The sequence below is a fragment of the Niastella caeni genome (assembly GCF_004834005.1).
Classification (GTDB): Bacteria; Bacteroidota; Bacteroidia; order Chitinophagales; family Chitinophagaceae; genus Niastella; species Niastella caeni.
Genome location: NZ_STFF01000013.1, coordinates 31,159 through 53,525, shown reverse-complemented (window position 1 = coordinate 53,525; position 22,367 = coordinate 31,159). Strand labels below are relative to the sequence as shown.

Annotated in this window: 15 protein-coding genes; 7 read left to right on the top strand and 8 right to left on the bottom strand. The window is 44.1% G+C overall.

The window, feature by feature from the left end; translation table 11 throughout:
* The first annotated feature begins 116 nt into the window (after nt 1-116).
* On the top strand, nt 117-596 hold the full coding sequence (locus tag FAM09_RS28395; protein ID WP_136580556.1) for a (2Fe-2S)-binding protein: 480 nt from the start codon (nt 117-119) through the stop codon (nt 594-596).
* Nucleotides 597-661: 65 nt separating this feature from the next.
* Nucleotides 662-2,824: a xanthine dehydrogenase family protein molybdopterin-binding subunit gene (locus FAM09_RS28390; protein ID WP_136580555.1), complete on the top strand. Its 2,163-nt coding sequence runs from the start codon at nt 662-664 to the stop codon at nt 2,822-2,824.
* 136 nt (nt 2,825-2,960) lie between these two features.
* Here the strand turns inward: FAM09_RS28390 and FAM09_RS28385 are convergent, their stop codons facing one another.
* The 6 genes from FAM09_RS28385 to FAM09_RS28360 form a co-directional block, all read right to left on the bottom strand.
* Nucleotides 2,961-3,377, bottom strand: a complete 417-nt coding sequence (locus tag FAM09_RS28385; RefSeq protein WP_136580554.1) for a c-type cytochrome — start codon at nt 3,375-3,377, stop codon at nt 2,961-2,963.
* A 124-nt stretch (nt 3,378-3,501) separates the two neighbouring features.
* Nucleotides 3,502-4,746, bottom strand: a complete 1,245-nt coding sequence (locus FAM09_RS28380) for an adenylate/guanylate cyclase domain-containing protein (RefSeq protein WP_166437295.1) — start codon at nt 4,744-4,746, stop codon at nt 3,502-3,504.
* A gap of 303 nt (nt 4,747-5,049) precedes the next feature.
* Nucleotides 5,050-8,166 carry an efflux RND transporter permease subunit gene (locus FAM09_RS28375; protein WP_136580552.1) on the bottom strand — a complete coding sequence of 1,039 codons (3,117 nt, stop codon included), beginning with the start codon at nt 8,164-8,166 and terminating at the stop codon, nt 5,050-5,052.
* 157 nt (nt 8,167-8,323) lie between these two features.
* Nucleotides 8,324-9,376: an efflux RND transporter periplasmic adaptor subunit gene (locus FAM09_RS28370; protein WP_136580551.1), complete on the bottom strand. Its 1,053-nt coding sequence runs from the start codon at nt 9,374-9,376 to the stop codon at nt 8,324-8,326.
* 1 nt (nt 9,377) lies between these two features.
* Nucleotides 9,378-10,739, bottom strand: a complete 1,362-nt coding sequence (locus tag FAM09_RS28365; protein WP_136580550.1) for a TolC family protein — start codon at nt 10,737-10,739, stop codon at nt 9,378-9,380.
* Between the two features lie 250 nt (nt 10,740-10,989).
* Complete coding sequence (locus FAM09_RS28360; RefSeq protein WP_136580549.1) at nt 10,990-12,192, bottom strand: helix-turn-helix domain-containing protein; 1,203 nt, start codon at nt 12,190-12,192, stop codon at nt 10,990-10,992.
* A 169-nt stretch (nt 12,193-12,361) separates the two neighbouring features.
* On the opposite strand from FAM09_RS28360, the gene FAM09_RS28355 reads away from it, so the two are divergent.
* Nucleotides 12,362-12,847 (top strand): hypothetical protein, encoded by a 486-nt coding sequence (locus tag FAM09_RS28355; RefSeq protein WP_136580548.1) that lies wholly within the window; start codon nt 12,362-12,364, stop codon nt 12,845-12,847.
* 47 nt (nt 12,848-12,894) lie between these two features.
* On the opposite strand, the gene FAM09_RS28350 is transcribed toward FAM09_RS28355, so the two are convergent.
* On the bottom strand, nt 12,895-14,973 hold the full coding sequence (locus FAM09_RS28350; RefSeq protein WP_208025672.1) for a glycoside hydrolase family 43 protein: 2,079 nt from the start codon (nt 14,971-14,973) through the stop codon (nt 12,895-12,897).
* 448 nt (nt 14,974-15,421) lie between these two features.
* Between FAM09_RS28350 and FAM09_RS28345 the strand changes: the two genes are divergently transcribed.
* The 3 genes from FAM09_RS28345 (at nt 15,422) to FAM09_RS28335 (ending at nt 20,781) form a co-directional block, all read left to right on the top strand.
* Nucleotides 15,422-15,712, top strand: a complete 291-nt coding sequence (locus FAM09_RS28345; RefSeq protein ID WP_136580546.1) for a hypothetical protein — start codon at nt 15,422-15,424, stop codon at nt 15,710-15,712.
* 262 nt (nt 15,713-15,974) lie between these two features.
* Nucleotides 15,975-19,298: a SusC/RagA family TonB-linked outer membrane protein gene (locus tag FAM09_RS28340; RefSeq protein ID WP_136580545.1), complete on the top strand. Its 3,324-nt coding sequence runs from the start codon at nt 15,975-15,977 to the stop codon at nt 19,296-19,298.
* A 25-nt stretch (nt 19,299-19,323) separates the two neighbouring features.
* Nucleotides 19,324-20,781 (top strand): SusD/RagB family nutrient-binding outer membrane lipoprotein, encoded by a 1,458-nt coding sequence (locus FAM09_RS28335; RefSeq protein WP_136580544.1) that lies wholly within the window; start codon nt 19,324-19,326, stop codon nt 20,779-20,781.
* 34 nt (nt 20,782-20,815) lie between these two features.
* Here the strand turns inward: FAM09_RS28335 and FAM09_RS28330 are convergent, their stop codons facing one another.
* On the bottom strand, nt 20,816-21,415 hold the full coding sequence (locus FAM09_RS28330; protein ID WP_136580543.1) for a TetR/AcrR family transcriptional regulator: 600 nt from the start codon (nt 21,413-21,415) through the stop codon (nt 20,816-20,818).
* Nucleotides 21,416-21,698: 283 nt separating this feature from the next.
* Here FAM09_RS28330 and FAM09_RS28325 point away from each other — a divergent pair, with 283 nt between their 5' ends.
* Nucleotides 21,699-22,364: a TetR/AcrR family transcriptional regulator gene (locus FAM09_RS28325; RefSeq protein ID WP_136580542.1), complete on the top strand. Its 666-nt coding sequence runs from the start codon at nt 21,699-21,701 to the stop codon at nt 22,362-22,364.
* The last annotated feature ends 3 nt before the right edge of the window (nt 22,365-22,367 follow it).

Genomic DNA, 22,367 nt, shown 5'->3' with positions numbered 1-22,367 from the left:
ATTTTGTTACAAATTCGACCAACGGCGTTGGGCATATTTTGCCTACCATTAAAATAATAAATTGGGAATCCGCCCTTTCAAAGTCGTACCTTACTATCAATTAAACCAACCTGTTTATGGCTTCTTACAAACTCAGCATCAACGGCAGTACGCATGCCGTAGAAGCTGATCCCAAAATGCCCCTGCTATGGGTTTTGCGCGATCTGTTGAATTTAACCGGTACAAAATATGGCTGCGGTATGGCGCAGTGCGGCGCCTGTACCGTGCATTTGAACGGCAATGCCATACGTTCATGCTCCATGCCGGTATCTGCAGTAGGCAATCAAAAAATTACCACCATCGAAGGATTGAGTACCGACAACTCACACGCGGTGCAACAGGCATGGATCGCTGAGCAGGTACCGCAATGCGGTTATTGCCAAACCGGGCAGATCATGTCGGCGGTGGCTTTGTTGAAACGCAATCCCAACCCAACCGACCGGGATATTGACATGGCAATGCAAGGCAATTTGTGCCGCTGCGGAACTTATCCGCGTATTCGCAAAGCCATTCACAAGGCGGCCACGTTAATGAAGCCACCGGCAAAAAGTTTTTAATTCCGCTGCTGCGGGATCTTCGGTCCTGCTATGCGGAGTATTCGATCTGTTAAACCAACTGCGTTATGCAAAACACGAATTCCATCAACCGTCGCGCCTTCCTGAAATTATCAGGATTAACCGGCGCCGCGCTCACCATAGGGTTTTACTTTCCGGCACTGGCAGAAGAAAGCGCTTCCATTATTACAGCCGAAACAGCCGATAGCCTCGGCATTGCATTGAATGCATTCATTTCTATTGATAAGAATGGAAAGGTTTCTATTTTAAACCACCGCTCCGAAATGGGGCAAGGTTCTTTTCAGGCGGTGCCGCAAATGATCGCTGAAGAACTGGAAGTGTCGCTCGACCAGGTGTCGATCAATTTTGCACCGGGCCATCAAAATAAATACGGCAGCCAGTTAACGGGTGGAAGTTCTACCGTTCGTGGCGCTTATAAACATTTATTGAGAACCGGCGCTACTGCCCGCGAAATGTTACTGGAAGCCGCTGCTAAAAAATGGAATGTGCCGAAAGAAGAATGTTACGCCTTGAAGGGCGAAGTCATTCATAGACCAACGAATAAGAAGATCGGTTATGGCGAACTGGTAGAAGAAGCCGCCAAACTCACGCCACCAAAACAGGTAACACTTAAGGAAAGAAAGAACTACACCATCATCGGCAAGCCACTCCCCCGCCAGGATACGCCATTAAAAGTAAATGGCAAAGCGGAGTTTGGGCTTGATAAAAAACTGCCCGGTATGTTGTATGCCGTGGTAGAACGCAGTCCGCACTTTTTGGGAAAAATAAAAAGTTATGACGACAGTGCCGTCAAAACAATGCCCGGCGTAAAACATGTTATAAAAGTACAAATGCCGGTCTTTAATACTACAAGGGAAGGTATAGCCATTGTTGCCGACAATACCTGGGCCGCCATGCAGGCCCGCAAAGCATTAAAAGTTGAATGGGACACCACAGGGTTTGAGCACCTGGATACCACAGGCTTGTACAACCGCATGAAAGAAGACCTGAAGAAACCGGGTTTATCGCAACGTACGGGTGGCAATTTTGAAGGCATGTATGCCAAAGCTGCCAAAAAACTGGAAGCGGTGTATGAAACGCCGTACGAAGCGCATGCCTGTATGGAACCACTGAATTGTGTAGCCGATGTGAAGGATAACAAGTGTGAAATATGGGGCCCCATTCAGGCGCCCGATTGGATACAACGCGACCTGGCCGACCGGCTGAAAATGCCGGTTGAAAACATAGCCGTGCACATGACTTTTTTAGGCGGTGGTTTTGGAAGAAAAGCATTTACCGATTACACAACAGAAGCAGCGCTCATTTCCAAAGAGATCAAGGCCCCTGTACAGGTTGTTTGGACGCGTGAGGATGATATGAATCAGGGGCCTTTTCGTCCCGGTGCGGTATATGAATGCAAGGCCGGGTTGAACAATGGTCGCATTGCTGCCTTTCAAACAAAGATGGCGGCGCAGAATATGAACCACCAATGGCCGCATGCCGATAAAAGCAATTTTAACGACAGCACTACCGAAGGACTGCCCGAAGCTTTTATCAATGGTATAGATCATTATAGTTTTTCCGACATCCCTACCGAGTCGCCGATCCCCGTGATGTGGTGGCGTTCGGTGTATTCCTCTACCAATGGGTTTGCCTACGAAAGTTTTATGGATGAACTGGCGCATGCAGCAGAAAAAGATCCGCTCGATTTCAGAAGGCAGCACCTGCGCGAAGAACGTTATGTTGCGCTGATCGATATGCTGGAAGAGAAAACAGGTTGGAAATCGCGGGGCAAGAATTCTGGCTGGGGCGTAGCCATTACAGAATGTTTTAAAAGTATTGTAGGCGAAGCCGTGAAAGTATCAAAGCAGGCAGATGGCAAATTAAAGATCGACCGCATTGTAGCCGTGATGGATTGCGGCTGGTATGTGAACCCGGATATAATAAAGGCCCAGGTTGAAGGAAGTATTGTAATGGCCCTGGGCGCTGCCACTAATCATGAAACCCATTTCACCGATGGCAAAGCCGTTGAACAGAATTTTCATCAATACCAAATGCCACGCATAAGCGATGTTCCCGATATAGAGGTATATATTATTGAAAATGAAGAAAAGCCCGGCGGCGTTGGCGAACCGGGATTGCCCCCCTTTGCGCCGGCGTTGTGCAATGCAATATTCGACCTTACCGGAAAGAGAATAAGAAAATTGCCGTTCAATATGAATGAGGTGTAAAGCACACTGATTTTTTGTTAACAGGGCTGATCATTCATCAGCCCTGTTTCATTTACGTTATTTTGAAATTTCAGCTTATTTAATTTAATGGGCTTTTTTATTATACTGTGGCCACCAAAAACCATTTTCATGAATATTACAAAGGTCTTTTATTCCTTTCTGTTTTTACCTGTGCAACAGTAATGGCCTTGCCTTTATTCCCCCAGCTATTTCGTACAAAATTCAACACGTCGGCCACCTGTTGATCGGTGAGTTGTTTATGTGCAGGCATATCGAGGTTATATATTTTACCATTAACAATTATTTCTCCATTTATCCCATTCAATACAATGTCAATGGTGCGTTTTGTGTCTTTAGCAAGAAAATCGGAGTTCGCTAACGGTGGATAAATGCCAGGCATCCCCTGGCCATTTTCCATGTGACAATTTTTGCAGGTGGCGTTAAATACTTCCTGTCCGCGCTTTATACTTTGCAACAGCGAATTGCTTTGGGAGAAAACCAGCCAACATGTACCCGTTACCAGGAAAATTATAATCAACGCCTTTTTAACCATAGGGTAAAATTGAGTGATGTAGTAAAACAACAATAATACCTATTCAATTTCCTAAAACAATAATTTTATCCACATCATTAACGCCGGTACTGACCCCACCAAATCTGTTGCCTAATTATTTCCCCTACGCCAGCTTATAAACCGAAACCGGTTTGTGCCAGCCTTTCAGGGCAACATAGCCGAAACAGGTGGGGGCTGTATTGATATCAATAGATTGTATCACTTCTTCCGAGACCAGCAATTGCGACCCAAACTGTTTATTCAATTGTTCAATTCGTGATGCCAGTATCACCACACTGCCGGTAATGGAATATTGCCGGCGCTTGGCAGTTCCGATATTACCAGTAACTACTTCACCGGTATGAATGCCTACACCAATTTTTGTTACTGGCATTCCGCCATTGGCTGAAACCTTGTTTAATTCATCCAACAACATCAGCCCTGCCTGCACCGCGTATTGCGCGGGATTATTCAGTTCTACCGGTGCACCGAAAGTGACCATACAACCATCACCCAGAAACTGGTTGATGATGCCATTGTACCTGGTCACCGAATCTATCACAATCTTGAAAAATGCATTCTGGTATTGTACAATTTCTTCCGGATGTTTATCCGCCGCAAATTGTGTAAAGTTGCGGATGTCGATAAACATGATCGCTACCCGCATGCGTTTGCTTTCCAGTTTTCCATCCTGTTCCAACATCTTCTCCGCTATTTCCATAGAGATCTGTTGCCCGAAAAGGTCTTCTACCAAATGCCGCTTTTCTGATTCTTTCAACAAATTATCTATCCCCTTCCTGATCTGCCGTGCTACCAAACCTGCCGCAATGCCCGAGAATAATAAGATCGTAGCTTTTACGCCATCGGATGCATAAAAATGTTTGTATATAAAATAACTGAACGTAACATACGAGGCCGCCGCCAATGCGCCACAGAAAAAGGATAACCAAAAGTTCAGCCGCAGCGTAGATAGAATAACAAACACAAAATAAATATATACAACGGGCGAATTGAGCACATTGAACTGTGGATACTGTTTTGCAATAATAAAGATCATGCAGGAAGGCAAACAAACCTCTATGATCGTATTCACATAGCGCGCCGCCAGCGGCAACGTTTTCTGATTCGAACGTAAATGTTTGGTAATGATCAAAAACGACACTACTTCGAAAAGCAGTATCGTTACAGGAAACAACCAGGTAACACCGAACGTTGTAGTAGGCGTATCAGGATCGGTCGTTTTCAATACAAACAGATCGAGGAAGCGATAACCTATACCTACCGCAAACAACACGATCAGGATCATCGTTCTTCGCCTTTCATGCTGCAGCAACGCTTCATTTATCTGTTCACCAAATGCAACTTTCATAATATTGTATTTAATGTATCCTGAACTCATTTACATTCTTTGTGTTCCGTACAGGTAAACAAAGAAGGATAACACATGCCACAAACGGCAATGGAAATCCGAGGAAAAACCAAAACCAGAATTTTCGTCCCAGGCTTCTTGCCATCAGCCCGGTTACAACCGGAAAGAAAAATGGCAGTGCTATTATTGGCAAGGCGATTAAAAATTCCATAAACTGAGTTTTAAAAATTTTAAAAAAGCTTCTCCCATCTACTTTACACAGAACACTTATCACAAACTCATTGAGCAAACGGGAGAAGGATGTTATGCTAATACTGGTGAAGGCAACGCCTCAACTGTTTTTCGGCTAAACTTTGCAACAATCCGATCAACGATCAGGTATATAACAGGCACCACTACCAGCGTCAGCAACATAGAGCTGGTTAACCCACCGATCAATGCCCAGGCCATTCCATTTTTCCATTCTGCCCCTGCCCCGCTAGCCAATGCCAGTGGTAACATACCTATTACCATCGCAATGGTTGTCATCAGGATGGGGCGAAGTCTTGTGCGGCCCGACTCCAGCAATGCTTCTACTGTTTTATATCCCTGTTGCTTCAACTGGTTGGCGCAATCCACCAACAGGATCGCATTTTTAGCTACCAGTCCGATCAGCATAATGATACCAAGCAGGGAAAAGATGTTAAGCGATTGCATGGCCAATGCCAGTGCCAGCAAGGCACCCACCATAGCCACCGGTATAGAGAACAACACCACAAACGGATAGATATAGGAATTGTACAACGCCACCATGATGAGGTAAACAAAGATGATAGAGGCGATCAATGCATAACCCATGCTACCAAAAGCCTCGGCCTGCTGCTTCATGTTCCCTTCGTATTCAATAGACACACCGGCAGGTAATGGATCTTTTTCAATCGCCGCTTTTATTTCTTCACCCACTGTACCTTGCGGGCGGCCGCTTACTTCACTGGAAACCGTTACTGAACTGATCCTGTCTTTACGTTCGAGTTTAGCGGGACCAATCGTTTTTTCTACAGCAGCAAACTGGTTCAGCCTGATGGCTTGCCCGGCTCCGTTTACAAAGGATAATTGTTGCAGATCATTTACCGACTCTCTATCGAAAGCATCCAGCTTCACTGTGATATCATAATCGTATTGCCCTTCCGATAACTGGGCATCGCTGTTACCACTAAATGCCAGTTTTATTGTACTTCCCACCTGGTCCATCCGCAGCCCTAATGCCATCATTTTGTCTTTATCGATGCGGATGCTTACTTCCGGTTTATCATTTTCGATCGAGATCTTAGCATCCATTGCGCCCGGAACGGTTTTTATTTTCTGCAGAACCGTATCGGCATACGAAAGTAATTGGTTCACGTTACTACCGCTTAACACTACCTGTATAGGCGCTTCACTGGTACTGCCCATGATATCTACATTGCTGATCCTGATCTTTGCGCCGGTAATATGTTCCTGCAATTCTTTTTTAATCTGTTGCGAGAATTTCTCCGTGCTAACAGTCCGTTCACTTTTATCAACCAGCTTTACACTAACCTCGGCTAAATGTCTTTCCCCTTGGGCAGCAAACTGGTTATCGCTTTTACCCATAGAAGAGAACACATTCACTACTTCCTTCTTCGACAAAATATACCGTTCTACTTCCTGTGTTTTTAAATTGGTCTGTTCAATGGTTGCGTCTTTGGGCAATTCAACCTTTACCACCAGCTCACCACGATCGCCCATGTTTACAAACTCATTTCCGATGAAGCCACCGCCCACCAGCGAAAAAGAACCCACTAATAAACCTAATGTAATGATCAGTACCCAACGTTTATGCGATAAACTCCATTTTAATAAGTTGCTGTAATTGTCCGTAAGGCGGTTAATGTGCTTTTCAACCCAAAGGATAATGCGACCACCCACTTTTCTGGGATTGGGATGCGTTAATTTGCCGAACCGCGAAACCAATAAGGGCGTCAGGGTAAAACAAACAAACAGGCTCATGAGGGTTGACACAACCACTACCAATGAAAACTGGCGTAAGATATCGGCAATCAAACCATCTACCAGGGTTATAGGCAGGAATACCACCACATCCACCAACGTGATCGACATCGCCGTAAAACCAATCTCGTTTCTTCCATCCAGTGCGGCCCTTCGTTTGTCTTTTCCCATTTCCATGTGGCGTTGAATATTTTCCAGCACTACGATACTGTCATCTACCAGGATGCCCACCACGAGCGACAAAGCCAGCAAGGTCATCAGGTTGAACGTAAAACCAAACATATGAATACCGATGAAAGTAGAAACCAGCGAAGCAGGAATGGCGACCATTACAATGATAGCGTTACGCATGCTGTGCAGGAATACCAACATCACCAAAGCCACCAGCAAGATCGCCAGCATGAGATCATGGTTAACAGCTTCTGCAGCTTTCATAGTGAACTCCGATGAATCCTGTGCAATGGCAAATGTTAATCCATCTGCCGCATATTCTTTTTCGAGTTCCTTTATCTCAGCTTCCATCTGCCTGCTCACCTGTACCGCATTGGCATCGGTTTGCTTGTATACCAGTAAGCCGATGGCGGTATTCGCATTATAGCGGCTGATGGTCTCTGTTTCTTTTATACCGTCAATCACCACAGCTACATCATTGAGATGAATAGCCCTTCCATCGCGGTTGGCGATCACCACCGCTTCAATATCTTTTGGTTCTTTGAATTTTCCAGCCAGGCGAACGGTTGTTTCACCCTGGGTGTTCTTTACGGAACCGGCGGGAAAATCGAGGTTGGATGTTTCAATAGCGTTCAACACCTGTTGTACATCCAAACCATACAGTTCCACTTTCTTGCGGTGGATATTCACGCGGATCTGGCGTTCTTCACCACCCATGATACCGACATTGGCCACGCCTTCGAGTTTTGATAACAAGGGAACGATCCGTTGTTTCACCACATCATACAATGCGCGGTTATCTGTTTTGGCGGCTACCGACATTTTCATGATCGGCGCTTCATCTACTGAAAATTTTGACACTACCGGATCTTTCGCATCTTCCGGTAACCGCGAAGCAATGGCATTCACTTTACGTTGCGCGTCCTGCATGGCCTGGTCAATATCTACATCGGCTTTAAATTCCACGATCACATTCGACTGGCCTTCCAGCGATTTTGATTTGATGTTATCGAGTTTTTCCAAAGAAGAAACCGCATCTTCTATTTCTTTTGTGACGGCGTTCTCTACTTCCGATGGTGCAGCGCCGGGATACGACGTGCTTATGGTAATGATCTGCTTCGACATTTTAGGTAACAGTTCGTACCCGATTGAGAAATAGCTTACTATTCCTATAAGACCCAGCACTGAGAAGATCACTACGATCAGCGTAGGTCTCTTTATTGATAGTTCGGTTAAAGACATGTTTGTTAAGTTTAAAAGTTGACGAGTTGACAAGGAAAACTGCGGATTGCCGATTCTCCGTTGCCGCGAAAGCGTTCAGCGTTTAGCGTTCAGCGTTTAGCTTTCGGCTTATAGCTTGTAGCTTGTAGCTTACAGCCTGTAGCTTGTAGCTTATAGCTTACTTACTTCCTTTCACCACCATTCCATTCTCCAAATTCAGTTGTCCGGATACCACAACCTGCTCCCCTTCCTGCAATCCTTCCAGCACCTGCACTTTACCAGGCGTAACCAATCCGGTTTTAATAGTACGATGTTGAACTTTATTTGCATTCACCACATACACGGTGGCCTGTTTTGTACCGGCCAGCAAGGCACTCACAGGAATGGATAACCCTGTTTCAGCTATGCCTGTAGAGAAAGTAACATCAGCCAGGATACCTGCTTTTAGTTTTTCTTTTCCATTATTGGGCAGGCTGATCTCCGTTAAAAATTTACCGGCGGCATCTGCCTTATCGCTGATCATACTGATGTGAGCCGACTGCGGTTGAGTAATCACCACGCTATTCACCACCACGGGTTGACCTGCTTTTACTTTGAATGCTTCCTGTTCACCCAGGTATACATTGATCTTTAAAGAGGAATTATCGATCAGTTGTGCTAACACCGTTCCAAACGAAACGAAGGAGCCGGTTTCTACTGATACATTTTCTACTTTACCATTGAAGGGAGATAGAATTTGCATGTGAGCGATCTGTTGCAGCACCTCTTTTTTCTGGGCCAGTAAGGAAGCATGTTGCAGTTTTACACTTTCCAGTTGCATGGAGGTAGCCCCGCCCATCTCTATCAAGTGAGTATACCGGTTAATGTCGAGCAATGCCTTTGCCAGCGACGATTCAACACTGGCCAGTTGGGCATGATAAACACCTGCATCCAGTTGCGCGATCACCTGGCCCTTCCGAACAACATCACCATTCTTTATATACAAGCCAACCAGTTTACCCTGCACTTCAGAAGCGATCTTTACTTCTTTGGCTGATGAAGTGGTTCCATTGATCGTGAAAGCCGTATTGAATGAATCCCTGATTACATCCGCTATTTTCACCGGTATCACGGCATTGTCTTTTACCGGCTGGGCGGCTTTATCAATTTTAGCTTTGTTACTTGCCAGCACAACACCAATGCTACCGGCAACTAATACAGCACCTGCTATTTGAATGATCTTCTTCTTCATTTTATAATGATTTTAAAAATTCAGTTAATAATGTTCCATTTGCTTTGTGTGCATCCACCAGGCTGGTTTGTACATTGATGACCGCCTGTGTATGCAGGTTACGGGATTGGCTAAGCTCTCTTTCTGCATCGAGTAACTCTATTAATGTAGTTACACCTTCAGTATATAATGCTTTGCGGGAAGCGAAAACCTTTTCGGCCAAGACCAGGTTTTGTTGCGTGATTTGCACCTGTTGCAGGTTGTTATGCAATGTTTCGCTGGCAGTTATCCATTCCGTAGTAGCCAACTGTTGTTGCTGCTCATTACGGAATTGCAGTTGTTGCAATTCTACCTGCGCCAGGTTCAGGCGATTTTTTCTGCGGTTACCATCGAATAAAGGAATGCTGGTAGTTATACCGACCGTAGAACTTTTATATCCATAATCACCCTTCATTGCATCAGAAGGCTGGTTGAACTGGGATTGATAATTGAAACGGAAGAAAGCGCTGAGTGAAGGCAATTTTTCCGCTTTGATCGTTTTCAACTCCAGTTCTTTGGATGCTATCAATTGCCGGTACAGGTGAACATCTTCGCGGTTCCACAACTTGGTGCCACCACCCTGTACTGATGCAGGAATGCGGGTCAGATCATTGGCAATGGTTATTGATGCATTGGCCGGCAAACCCAACAGGTATTTAAAAAAAACCAACTGTTGGTTGTACTTCGTCTGCGACTGGTTTAACTGCGATTGAATATTGGCAGCATTGATCTGTAACGATTCAAAATCGATGCGCTTCAACACACCACTTTCGTATTGCGCTTTGGCAATCACTTCAATCTCGCGGATGTTTGCATAGTCTTTGTTCGTTGTGCTTATCTTTTCTGTAGTGGCCAGCAGATCATAATAAGCTGTAGCAACCTGGTAAACCAGTTCTTCGCGACTAAGTAAATGCCTGGTTTGCGCAATGCCGGTATTCAATTCTGCCGCTTCCACTTGTAAACGAGTAGTTTTCCTGATAATGGTTTGCGTGGCTTCAATACTGCTGCCCATGCTATACCGGGTACCAAACTGAACAGGTATCAGGTCTTTATCGGGTTGCCCAACAAAATTGCCCGGCAACATTTGGGAAGGAAGCGCGGGGTTGTATTCCGCTTTACTATTAAAGTTTATCTGGGGTAACAGATCAGCCCTTGCAATACGGGTACGATGATTGGCGATTTGGTTGTTAAGACTGTCGGCCTTTAACGAATAGTTGTTAGCCAGTGCCATATCAATGGCGCTTTTAATATCAATGGATGAGGTTTGTGAATGTGCCCGGGTGTGCAGAACGCCTATCAACAACAGCACCGGTAAACTCCTGAACCATCTCCGCCTTTTGCTCATAAAATTGGTTTTGACTTTTTGAAATTTGATTGACGACACAAAATTGCCGTCTGCAAAAGGCGATACGGTTCCGTTCGGCCAATCCGAACAGGTTGTACCTGTGCGGATTTCGATACTTGTTAATTCGAACCAATAAATGATTGAGGATCAGCAGGCCATGATTTATCCGAACGCCGTTCCGATTAAGAAATCCGAACGGTTCGAGTTAGTTTAGCCGCGCTTCAACCCTTCGGCTTCGCTCAGGGCGATTTCAGGAAGCTGTTGTAAGGACATTTTGCTTTTCGCGGAACTCGGTTGGGGTGAGCCCGGTAAATTTTTTGAACACGGTATTGAAGGTGGTTTTGGAATTGAACCCGGCTTCGAACCCGATGGAGAGGATCGTGTGGTTCCGGCTTTTTTCATCCAGCAGTAATCGTTTGGCATCTTCGACCCGGTAATTATTAACTACATCATAGAAGCTTTTCATCATCCCTTCGTTCAGGGCTTGCGATACCTGGTAAGCAGGCACCTGCAATTTGTTGGCAACCTGTTGCAGGGTCAACTCCGCTTCCTGGTATAACTTTTCTTCTTCCATTAATGCAATGATCTTCTTCACCAGCACATCCATGCGATCATCGCTTTGTGCGGTTTTTACGGGTTTGGGCTTTTTGCCATTGGTTCCATTTGTTTCAATATCAACTACTTTTTGTATGGTAGCCTCGGCCGTTTCTTTATTTACGCCGGGTTGAGCCTGCCAGATGGTATACTGCTTTATACCCAGGTATGTGGCGATATATATATAAGGTGCCCCCACCGACATATTGGTAAGTAAGATCAGGCTAATGTTGTTGGGAAAAACGAACAACAGTGGGAAGCTTATAAAAAATACTCCAACCAATACCAGGAAGCCGTTTACCAGGAATTTGGCCCAGTTCAAATCGAGACGGCTTGTTTCTGAAAACAGGTGACGGAGAGATCGTTGATAAGAGATCAATTCGCGACGGGCCAGCCAGTAATACACCACCTGTAAAACGGGTCGCCCCATAATAAGAAATATGGTGGTAGGGCTACGCAACGCCTGAATAGGGATCATTTCCGAGTCTGGGTAAAGTTTTGAGAACTTCAGGAGGTTAAAGTAAATAGGAATGAGCCATATAATACATATTATAAAATGTGGCCAGGCCTTGCGCCAGGTGATAGTTTCTTTAAAACTGCGAATGTAGAGATACAAAAAAGGGCCGGGGATCAGCGGAAATGACTGTACAAAAAAACTGTTCTGCCAGCCAACAAAATGAATGATCATCGGCAGGGCCATCACTGCTGAAACGCCGAGGATAAAACCGGCCAGGAATTTATTGACGGATCTGTCGCCTTTGGGATAAAAGTAAATAAGCGCAGCCAATAGCATCCCCTGCAGAACGCCCAGGCCGAGAACCATTCTCAATATATTTTCAGAAACAGTTAGATTAAACATACCCTGTTATTTGGTGGGCACGGGGCTATAAAACTTTCAACCCAAAGATAAAGAACCGGCGATAGTTTTCAAGAATAGTGCATTTCTTAATTAAAAGGAACATCCAACCATTTTCTTTACAATATCTTATTTTATTGATGTCTTATTTTTGTATTACAAACTGGCGGGCATGAAAAGTCGAAGTAATAAAAAGCAATCCCTCGATAATGCATTGGGCACCCCCAAATACTTTATTGATACAGAGGGAAAGATACCAGGCGAACATTACTATTGGTTCCCTAACCAGGGCGATAGTATGACGGACAATACCCCGAGATCAATTCCCGCCGGCAGCCTTACACTGGGCAGATTGCTACAGGTGAACAGCATACAGGATATTCCCTTACACCGACCGATAGTTGTTATTTTTGACGACGATGGTAAGCAGTTTTGCCTGCTGAAAAGCGCCTGCCAGATCAAGACTAAAGATAATGCCGAAACAGAGCCTGATTCTTCCATGCTTTGCCTGCGTAGCTATAATCCTGCACCCCGCTGCGATGACTTCTGGTTACCCTTCAGTTGCATTAAATATATTTTTGTAGTAGAAAGAGTACGTCGCCCTGATGGCAGCGAATTTGTTCCTGTTCAGCAAGAGGTTGTAAGAAAAAGAAAATAGCAACTGTACTGTTGAAAAGTATTTATTCACTTTAGCAATAATGTATTTTAATGTTCTGCAATAGACCATGAAAAGCAAGCCCCATCCTTACGATCGGGTTGTGTACCCGGTGCATCGGCAGAGCATAGACTTTTTGCATGGGGGTCGGCAAATAAATATCTATGGGTGTAGAGCGATTGCAGCATCAGTTCACCATGATACATATCCTGCCATTGAAATACAGATGCCTCCCCTTTTTCTTCTTTTTCTATACGCACTTCAGCCATTAATCCCATGCCCTTTACCGTTACCCATCCGCTATCTACAACTGATTGCAAAGCAATTCTGCCATTTCCCTTGTCAATTACCCTGAATAAGCGGTTATTGCCCTGTGCCAGTTTATCGCTGGCGGCAACAGGCCGTACAAATTTTTTCCAGTTCACCAGTACAGTACCATCGGCCATACTCGTAAGCGTTATTAACTTACCGTAAGGAATTGGTTTTGTTAACCCACGTGGCCGGGGTTCATGTACAATAAATGAATTAAAATCTGCATAGCCACCTTCCACGTTTAATGCATTGTAGTTAAAAAGGCTATACCGTACACCCTGGAATGTTCGCAACTGGAATACCATTATGAATTCATCGCCCAACGGAATGAAGTTGGTTCCATCAGTACTGTAACTGAACAAGGCTTTCTCTGTTTCAAAATGGCAGTTTGCCCGTAACCAGCAATTTGTACCGTTCAATTTTGCTGTGGTCAGCTTGCCGGTTTGCTGATTAAATTGCTGAATCTCTAATCCGTCTGCTTTTTTTGCCACGCCAATCCATGCATAGGGCAAATTCAGCAACGCGAGTCCGGCCACATCACCGTTCTTCAGTTTCGCGAGGTCAGCTTCCGTAGTCACGATCGACTCCGGACCAATAGCCCGTTGCGTAAGTGAATTCTTCGCCATCCAAAAATCGGTTGCCGGTAATGAATGAAGACGCAGGTGTCCTTTGCGTGCTGTTAACGACCATTTTTTATCAACCGGTACATGGTTCCATTGCCATACCGGTTGCAGTGTGGTCATTGAAAAATCATCGCTCCTTCGGTAAGGCGCATGCGGTGTTGAAACAAACCCCGTATTGGGCTTCACCCAGGTTTGTGGGCTACGGGTAAAGTTGCCGGGCAAACCAAAGTAAGGCCAGCCGTTCTGCCAGGTAACCGGGGAAAGACAAATTAATCTTCCAACAGAATTCCCATCCATCATCGACCATCCCCACCATTCACCCGACTGAATCTGCACAATGCCACCCTGGTGGATCGGCATAGCACCCAGAAAGTTCGGTACCGGCGGAACTAATTTAAATGGAGGACCATTACGTTGATCGGCCAATCGCCAGCCCGTACCAAAACCAAAACTCTCATTGGCGCTCATGACCGATATTTCATAAGCACCACGCGGATTATCGGCTCGCAGGCAAACCTGGTAGCAAAGCGGATCGTAATTAGTATTGGTGATATAATATTTACCATTGATCTTGTAAAAGTGGCAACCCTCGCCTGCACCACTACCCTTTGGCACAATTACCTGTTCACTGCCGGGGAGGATATCAGTCAGGGAATCATTCAGTTCGGCCAAACGAATTTCATCATATCCCCAAATCACATACTTTTTTCCATCGTCATCAAACAATACAGAAAGATCATGAAAGCTCTTTCTTAATTCAGTATGCTTCCAGGGACCTTTCGGATTATCGGCAGTAAATAATTGGGTATTGCGCCTGTTTACATTGCTAAAAATGTAAAATTTACCATTATAGAACCGGAAACAGGGCGCCCATATTCCCTGTCCGTAAATAGCACCGCCCTTCTCCAAACGAAATTCCGGACCCAGATCGAGCCGGTCAACGGCATAGCTCATAAATTCCCAGTTCACCAGGTCGCGCGAATGCAGCACCGGTAACCCTGGCATGGTATGCATAGTGGTGCCGGTAAGGTAATAATCATCCCCTACCCTGATCATATCAGGATCAGAAAACTCATCGAAAAAAAGCGGATTAGAGAAAGTACCATTGCCATTATCGGCTGTCCAGGTTGAACCGGTTAGAAAGTCAGGTTGCTTTACCGGGGGGTTTTGGGCAACAACGATCGCCGCTGGCAAGCACTGGATAAGAAAAAAGAAAACGAATCGGTTGAAAGAAATGTGTATCATATGAAAGCCAATCGCCTGTTTTAAAAGTGAAATTAAAGTATATATTTTAACTTCCGGCTAACGTTGAATACAGGAAAACAATTTAATTTTAATTGAAGGTTTCACTGATTCATTAAGACCCTGCAAACACTAATGGTTTACAGCCATGTACCGGATGAATATAAACGATATTTCAACAATTGCGCGAATCAATAGAATGGATCTATCCCGTAAAGAACATAGTTATAAACTACAAAGGAAAGAAACCTTTAGTACAAGACCATTTTGAATTCTTACGTACCGATAACGGATATAATTTAATAAGTATACAAGTTGGAAAGGGAAAACTGCAATAACAATTGTTATACAAACAACGGCATTCAAATTGCAACTGTTCAACAGAAAAAAGCATATCGTTATGACACTCACAGAATTATTTATCCTTTTGGTAATTGCCGCCATATGTGGCGGAGTTGGTCAATCACTGGCGGGGTATGACCTGGGCGGTTGTTTCGTTTCCATCATAGTTGGATTTATTGGCGCGTATATTGGTTTGTGGCTTGCGGGCAAATTCGGACTTCCCGAAATATTTGCCATAAAAGTGGGCGGAAAAACATTTCCTATTGTTTGGGCAGTAATAGGTTCAGCCCTTTTTACGTTGGTCATCGCCTTGATACGAGGTGCTATTTTCGGCAGGAACCGGCTTTGAATATATCAGGCAATTATCCCACCTAACAACTAGGGTGATAATTCATATTAATTGTTAATAAAACGGGTAACAATACGCCATCGAACCTGAACTCATCTTTCATTGCACAATAACCCATCGTGCAGGTTTGCCATACCCGCGGCATGAAATTTTCAGCAATTATTTTGTTAAAATCTGTGAAGCTATAAGAAAATAATAACCATATTATTTAGGGAACATCATTGGCCAAACAGATCTTTTGAGCACACTCAAACTGACGCTTATGATACGAATTGATTTTAACAAAAGAAAATTATCACTGCTTGTATGCATAACCCTTTCTCTTTCACTTGCTGTACCGCAACAGGGATCAGCTACTCCAAATGGATTTCATGAAAAAAGATTTATCCCGATAAGCGGAAGAGTTACTTCAGCAAATGATCAGCAGCCGCTTCCCGGCGTATCTGTTACTGTTAAAGGAACCAATATAGGCACCGCAACGGATGCAGAAGGACGCTACAGCTTTAATAATGTAGAAAGCAATGCAACGTTGGTTTTCAGCTTTGTAGGATACCAGACGATGGAAGTGCCGGTAAGAAATCGCTCCGTAATTGATCTGTCATTACAGGTAGAAGCCGGTACACTCATTGAAACCATTGTGACCGCTAATGCCATTCGTCGTGATAAACGATCGCTGGGTTACTCAGCGCCGGTCGTAAGAAGCGAAGAATTGCTCACAGGACGTAATACGAGCCCATTAAATGCATTGCAGGGAAAGGTAGCAGGTGTTAATATTACCAGTACCGCCAGTGCACCTAACAGTTCATCGCGCATTGTGTTAAGAGGCGGATCCTCTATAACCGGTAACAATCAGGCACTCATGGTAATAGATGGTATTCCCATTGATAATTCAGACTTTCTTGGTGGAAGCGATGTTCGTACCACCCAAACCAGCGGAATAGTAGATCCCAGAAGCACCGTAAACTTCGGCAACCGCGGTAACGACATTAACCCGGAAGACATAGAATCGATAACCGTTTTAAAAGGCCCGACAGCCGCGGCGTTATACGGTTCCAGGGCATCTAATGGTGCTGTTGTAATTACTACTAAATCAGGAAGGAAAGGGCAGAAAAACGAAGTTACCGTAAGTTCCACCATCACTTTTTCCAACATACTAAAGTTGCCCACTTTTCAAAATGGATATGGCCAGGGCTATGCAACCGGTATTGATGCAAACGGTGACCTGGAGTATTACAACGATCCAATTGAAAACTGGAGCTGGGGACCTCCTTTTACAGGCCAGGTGCAGGACTGGGGGCAGGAAATCAATGGAAGGAGACAACAAAAACCATATTCTGCACAAGAAGATAACGTCAGGAAATTTTTTGAGTTGGGGAGAATGATCAACAACACAGTTTCTTTTGCCGGCTCAGGTGAAAAAACAACTTTTTATTTATCGCTCAACAGCCTGAACTCTGATGGCATTATGCCATATAATAAAGACAAATACAACAGGTATAATGCCCGGTTTAATGGTACTGCTCAACTGAATAATAAATTCTCCGCCGGCATTGGTCTCAGCTATAGTAGAATCAACAGCAACCTGGTGCAGGGCGGGCAGGGTCCCGGTTCTGTTTACGACAACCTGCTTCAAACTCCCCGCGACATACCAATTGACAAAATGGAAGACCTGAATAATCCATACAACGGGTATGGCTTTCTGAACGAACGGGGTGAACAGGTATATGGCTTTTACGGAGGTTATACGGTGAGCCCTTATTTTCTTTTACAGAATTACCGGAATGAAAATGATGTAGATCGTGTGGTTGGTAATTTCACCATCACTTATAAACCGCTTGAATGGCTGGATATAGTTGAAAGAGTAGGCGCAGATGTGTATTCAGACCGAAGAAGGTTCAAGTATCCTAAATTCACGTATTATCCTGCAGATGAAGAAACAGGGAACTATTCGCGATCAAATGTTCAATCGGAAGTAGGCCAGTACCGGGAAAATGACTTTAACGTAAGTGAAATTGTTCATGACCTGATGATCACTGCCAGAAAAAAAGTAGGAACTGATTTTACAGGCAGTTTAATGATAGGGCACAATCTCCGGCAAAGGACCGCTTCTATCCTGGATGCGAGCACCAACGAATCATTTGGGCTCATCGTGCCCGGTTGGTACAATCTCGATAACAGTAATGGACCATTGTATAATTTCAATGAATATAGCAGAAGACGGTTGATGGGATTGTATACGCAACTTACATTGGGTTTTAACGAATTGATCTTTATTGACCTCACCGCGCGAAACGATTGGTCATCTACCCTGCCCGATGACAACAACTCCTTCTTCTACCCAAGCGCCAGTGCATCATTTGTTTTTACAGAATTACTGAAGGGAGACAAGTTATCTGACGTTTTAGGCTACGGAAAACTGCGTGCAAGCATAGCCCAGGTGGGCAACGATGCCAATCCCTTCCTGTTAAACAATTATTTCGCAAGGCCTGAAATAGAAGGAAATTTCGGCAGCACTACCTTCCCCTTCAATGGAATACCGGGTATTACGCGGTTCGGGCGAATAGGAAATCCTAATCTCAAACCTGAGATCACTACAGCATATGAAATAGGGACGGAATTGAATTTCTGGAATAACAGGTTATACCTTGATTTCTCTTATTATAAAAACAGGTCCAAAGATCAGATACTTACCATTCCAATTTCAGAATCCTCGGGATTTACCAGTATGGTGATCAATGGCGGGATAGTAGAAAATAAAGGCGTGGAATTAAGTCTTCGCGGAGTTCCTATACGGAACGCCAATGGATTTTCACTTGAATTATTTGGTACGTATACCCGTAACCGCAATAAGGTGGTAGACCTGGAACTGGAGGGCGTAACACAGGTATCACTGGGTGGATTAGCAGATATGGCTGCTGTGGCTGCAGAAGGAAAGCCGTATGGAACATTTTATGGTGTAGATATCTTGCATGATGACCAGGGAAGAGTGATAGTAGATGAAGCAACCGGCATTCCACTTGAAACACCCGGCGCTGTGTATTTTGAATCTTATAATCCGGATTTCATAGCATCGTGGGGAGCGAACGCACGTTACAAAGGATTTAACCTCAATTTTCTTTTTGATACAAAACGAGGCGGACAATTTGTTTCGCGCACTAAAGATATAATGGCATTCGTTGGCACATCCTGGGAAACAGCCGAATTTGGCCGTAAGCCTTATGTTTTCCCCAATTCCGTTTATTATGACCAGGATAATAAACTGGTAACAAATACAAACATTACATTTTTACCGCAAGATTACTTTACCAATATGCCTTATGGGCGACAGGTAATTGATGCCTCTTATGTTAAGCTGCGGGAGGTGAGCCTCACCTATAGGATCCCTAAAAGTGTCCTCAAAAATTCATTTTTTGGCGATCTGACATTTGGCATTTTTGGCAATAACCTGGTATTATGGACGCCAGATGCCAATAAATACATTGATCCGGAAATAAATTCAGCGGGCTCCACCAATCTACAGGGATTCGACTTTACAGCACAACCTTCCCAGCGGAATTTTGGTTTCAACATAAGCGCAAGCTTCTGATTAACCGTATTAAAAGATTTTGGCCATGACAACTATCCATATAAAAAATAAATGCTTCCTGCTATTAATTATTGCAGCCATCAGCTTTGCCGGATGTCGCAAATTTTTAGACACCAATGAAAATCCTAATTTAGCCAACAATGCTTCCGTTGAATTGTTGCTTCCCGCGGTACAGGCTGCCATAGGGCATGCGCTGGGAAATCCGCTTCAGATCCATGGCGGCATCTGGGCACAGTTCTGGACACAAAACCCTACATCATCTCAATACAGGAGCCTGGACCAGTATTCCGTTACAACCACAGCTTTCGACAGACCCTGGAGAATGCTGTATTCAGACGCATTACAGGATATCCAGGAAATATTAAAACTTACTGCAGGGAAGGAAGCATCCAATCAATATACAGCTATTGCGTATATTCTAAAAGCATACGCATTCCAGTTAGCAACAGATGCGTTCGGCGATGTGCCGGTGGCACAGGCAGCTACACCGAATATTACCAATCCTGCATATAATCCCCAGCAACAGGTGTACGATAGCATCCTAAACTGGGTCGACAGGGCTCTTACACTAATAGATATTGATGCGGAAGTTACACCGGGAACAGATGATCTGATCTTTCAGGGTGATATGCACCAATGGCTGCGCTTTGCCAATACATTTAAACTACGTGCGTTATTACGATTGTCGGAAGTGGCTCCGCAAAGAGCCGCTGCAGGCATACAAACTTTGAACAACGCAGAATTCCTTGAAGACGATGCGCAAATAGAATATAGTGCCGTTGGCGGCAACCAGAATCCATTATTTTCAGAAATGCTGGGATTAAGCAGGGTTCAAAACCTGGTGGCGAGTGAAACAGTAGCAAAATATATGACCCAGAATAAAGACCCGAGAGCAGATGTATTTTTCACCAGGTATGTAGCAACGGGCATAGACTCCATCATTGGTATACGGCAGGGATCCTTCAGGACCAATACCCGGAGATTTTCCTTACCATCGGCAGCGGTAGGCGCCAATGCAAGAAATGATCAATCGGCCAATGCGCCTGTTAAATTGATGTCGGCCGCCGAAAGTTATTTTCTACAGGCTGAAGCAGTAGTAAGAGGATGGTTGACTACCGGCCAAACTGCCCTGACATTATTCAGAGAAGGTATTCACGCAAGCTTCGAATCGTACAACGTACCCGCCGCGGAAGCATATATCGCCGCTTCACCTGCGGCTCAATGGCCTGGAGGTACCGAAGCTCAGATCAGAGCGATCATTATACAAAAATGGCTGGCCATGACGGGCAATCAATCTTTTGAAGCATGGACGGAATGGCGTAGAACCGGATATCCCGATTTCTTTACCGTATCGGCAGCAACTGCATTAGGTGATGAAAGAATGCCTGCCCGCTTATTGTATCCAAGTTCAGAGGTAACAAGAAATGTAAACTTTCCGGGTATAAAACAAATATATGAACCCGTTTGGTGGGACGTAGATTGACGTTATTAAAATAATGGCAAAAGCGCTTTCCAATTTAAGACCGTACCCCATTGAAAAAAGTATCTGCCAGGAAATTCAGTTGATCTCCTGACAAATGATATTTGTCTTCCAGGAAAATTTTATTTGACAATGCCTTCAGCGTCAGATTTACAATTCTTGCCCATAAACTCATTTCGGCATTGTTCATCATTTTTACTTCCCGTTGACTAATGCCTAAGATGAGAATATCTTTTAACATTTCTTCAATATACGAATCGCGCTTCTCAACAATGTTCTCAAACAGGAAATGATTTTCGTACATATCGGATTTAAAGATGGAGAATTTATTGGCTTTTTGCTTAACGCCTTCAAGCATGCTGGTAAATAATACCTGGAATTTTTTAGCTGCCGACGACTCCTGGTTAACAATTTCAGCCACCTGGGCCTGTGTGGTTGCTATTTCATTTAAAACTACCGCTTCAAAGATCTCTTCCTTCGTTTTATAGTAATAATATAAAGCACTTTTCGATTTGCCTATTTGCCGGGCAATATCCTCCATGGTGGTCTTTTTAAAACCAAAACGTTCAAACAAATCCCGCGCACCACCCAATATTTCTTCCCTTATAGGATCTTTTACATCTTGACTATTCGACATAATTGGTCGATTTTATCTGTTTATACAAATATATAGAATCCCAGGCACCCGCCTGGATGGAAACTTCAGAAACATCGGATATTTAAACGGTTTCATAAGTGCTAGCCTAAAAAGTAATTAATAATCAACAATTTATAATTCAACATATTCTCAGCCAACTTCAAAACCTCCCTTCTTACAATATGCTTTCACAATCCTTTAACAATTATTTTCGACCATTTTTACAAATTAGTCGAAAAGTCATATTACTTTTGACCAACAAACTAAAGTGGTCGAAAAGTTAATGAACGAAACAATCATCTTAGAAACAGCTTTCCGCTTATTTACCACGCAGGGCATTCAGCCTTTTACGATGGATGAAATTGCTGCGCGGCTGGCGATTTCAAAGAAAACATTATACCGCTTTTTTACCTCCCGGGCCGACCTGGTACAACAGGTTTGCCGATTAGTAGCGGCGAACTTCAACCAGGCGCTGGAAGAAGCGGACCAGGCCGATGCAGACAACCTGCAACGGGTACTCAGCCATATGACAGTTAATATGGATTTCTGTAAAAAAACAAGTGTGGCCTTTTTTACTGATCTGCAAAAACATTACCCGGTTGAATATACCCACCTGGTGCATACATTAAACAACTTCATTTACCCACGGGTGCTAAAAGTGCTGGAAGAAGGCATTGTGGAAGGGGTTTTCCGGGGAAGCCTTCACCCGCAATTGGTAGTGACCATTTTACAACAACATATCCAAAAAGATTTTGAGTTTGCTGCCGAACTGGTAAACGATTACTCAAAAGATGAAGTTTTCAGACAGGCTTTGTACTTATTTCTATATGGAGTTATAGCACCGGAAGCCATCCCGCGGCTGGAGAACGAACTTAAAAAATACAGCTTCGCTACCAGATTAGCACAGCCGAAAGAAATCCAACAAATAGAAACTGATCAACATAAATAAGCA

Bases quoted from the DNA above. Each gene is read 5' to 3' on its own strand.
- FAM09_RS28395 (WP_136580556.1), top strand. From the start codon at position 117: ATGGCTTCTTACAAACTCAGCATCAACGGCAGTACGCATGCCGTAGAA.
- FAM09_RS28390 (WP_136580555.1), top strand. From the start codon at position 662: ATGCAAAACACGAATTCCATCAACCGTCGCGCCTTCCTGAAATTATCA.
- FAM09_RS28325 (WP_136580542.1), top strand. From the start codon at position 21,699: ATGAACGAAACAATCATCTTAGAAACAGCTTTCCGCTTATTTACCACG.
- FAM09_RS28380 (WP_166437295.1), bottom strand. From the start codon at position 4,746: ATGAAAGTTGCATTTGGTGAACAGATAAATGAAGCGTTGCTGCAGCAT.
- FAM09_RS28360 (WP_136580549.1), bottom strand. From the start codon at position 12,192: ATGTTTAATCTAACTGTTTCTGAAAATATATTGAGAATGGTTCTCGGC.
- FAM09_RS28340 (WP_136580545.1), top strand. From the start codon at position 15,975: ATGATACGAATTGATTTTAACAAAAGAAAATTATCACTGCTTGTATGC.
- FAM09_RS28355 (WP_136580548.1), top strand. From the start codon at position 12,362: ATGAAAAGTCGAAGTAATAAAAAGCAATCCCTCGATAATGCATTGGGC.
- FAM09_RS28375 (WP_136580552.1), bottom strand. From the start codon at position 8,166: ATGTCTTTAACCGAACTATCAATAAAGAGACCTACGCTGATCGTAGTG.
- FAM09_RS28365 (WP_136580550.1), bottom strand. From the start codon at position 10,739: ATGAGCAAAAGGCGGAGATGGTTCAGGAGTTTACCGGTGCTGTTGTTG.
- FAM09_RS28370 (WP_136580551.1), bottom strand. From the start codon at position 9,376: ATGAAGAAGAAGATCATTCAAATAGCAGGTGCTGTATTAGTTGCCGGT.
- FAM09_RS28345 (WP_136580546.1), top strand. From the start codon at position 15,422: ATGACACTCACAGAATTATTTATCCTTTTGGTAATTGCCGCCATATGT.
- FAM09_RS28335 (WP_136580544.1), top strand. From the start codon at position 19,324: ATGACAACTATCCATATAAAAAATAAATGCTTCCTGCTATTAATTATT.
- FAM09_RS28330 (WP_136580543.1), bottom strand. From the start codon at position 21,415: ATGTCGAATAGTCAAGATGTAAAAGATCCTATAAGGGAAGAAATATTG.
- FAM09_RS28385 (WP_136580554.1), bottom strand. From the start codon at position 3,377: ATGGTTAAAAAGGCGTTGATTATAATTTTCCTGGTAACGGGTACATGT.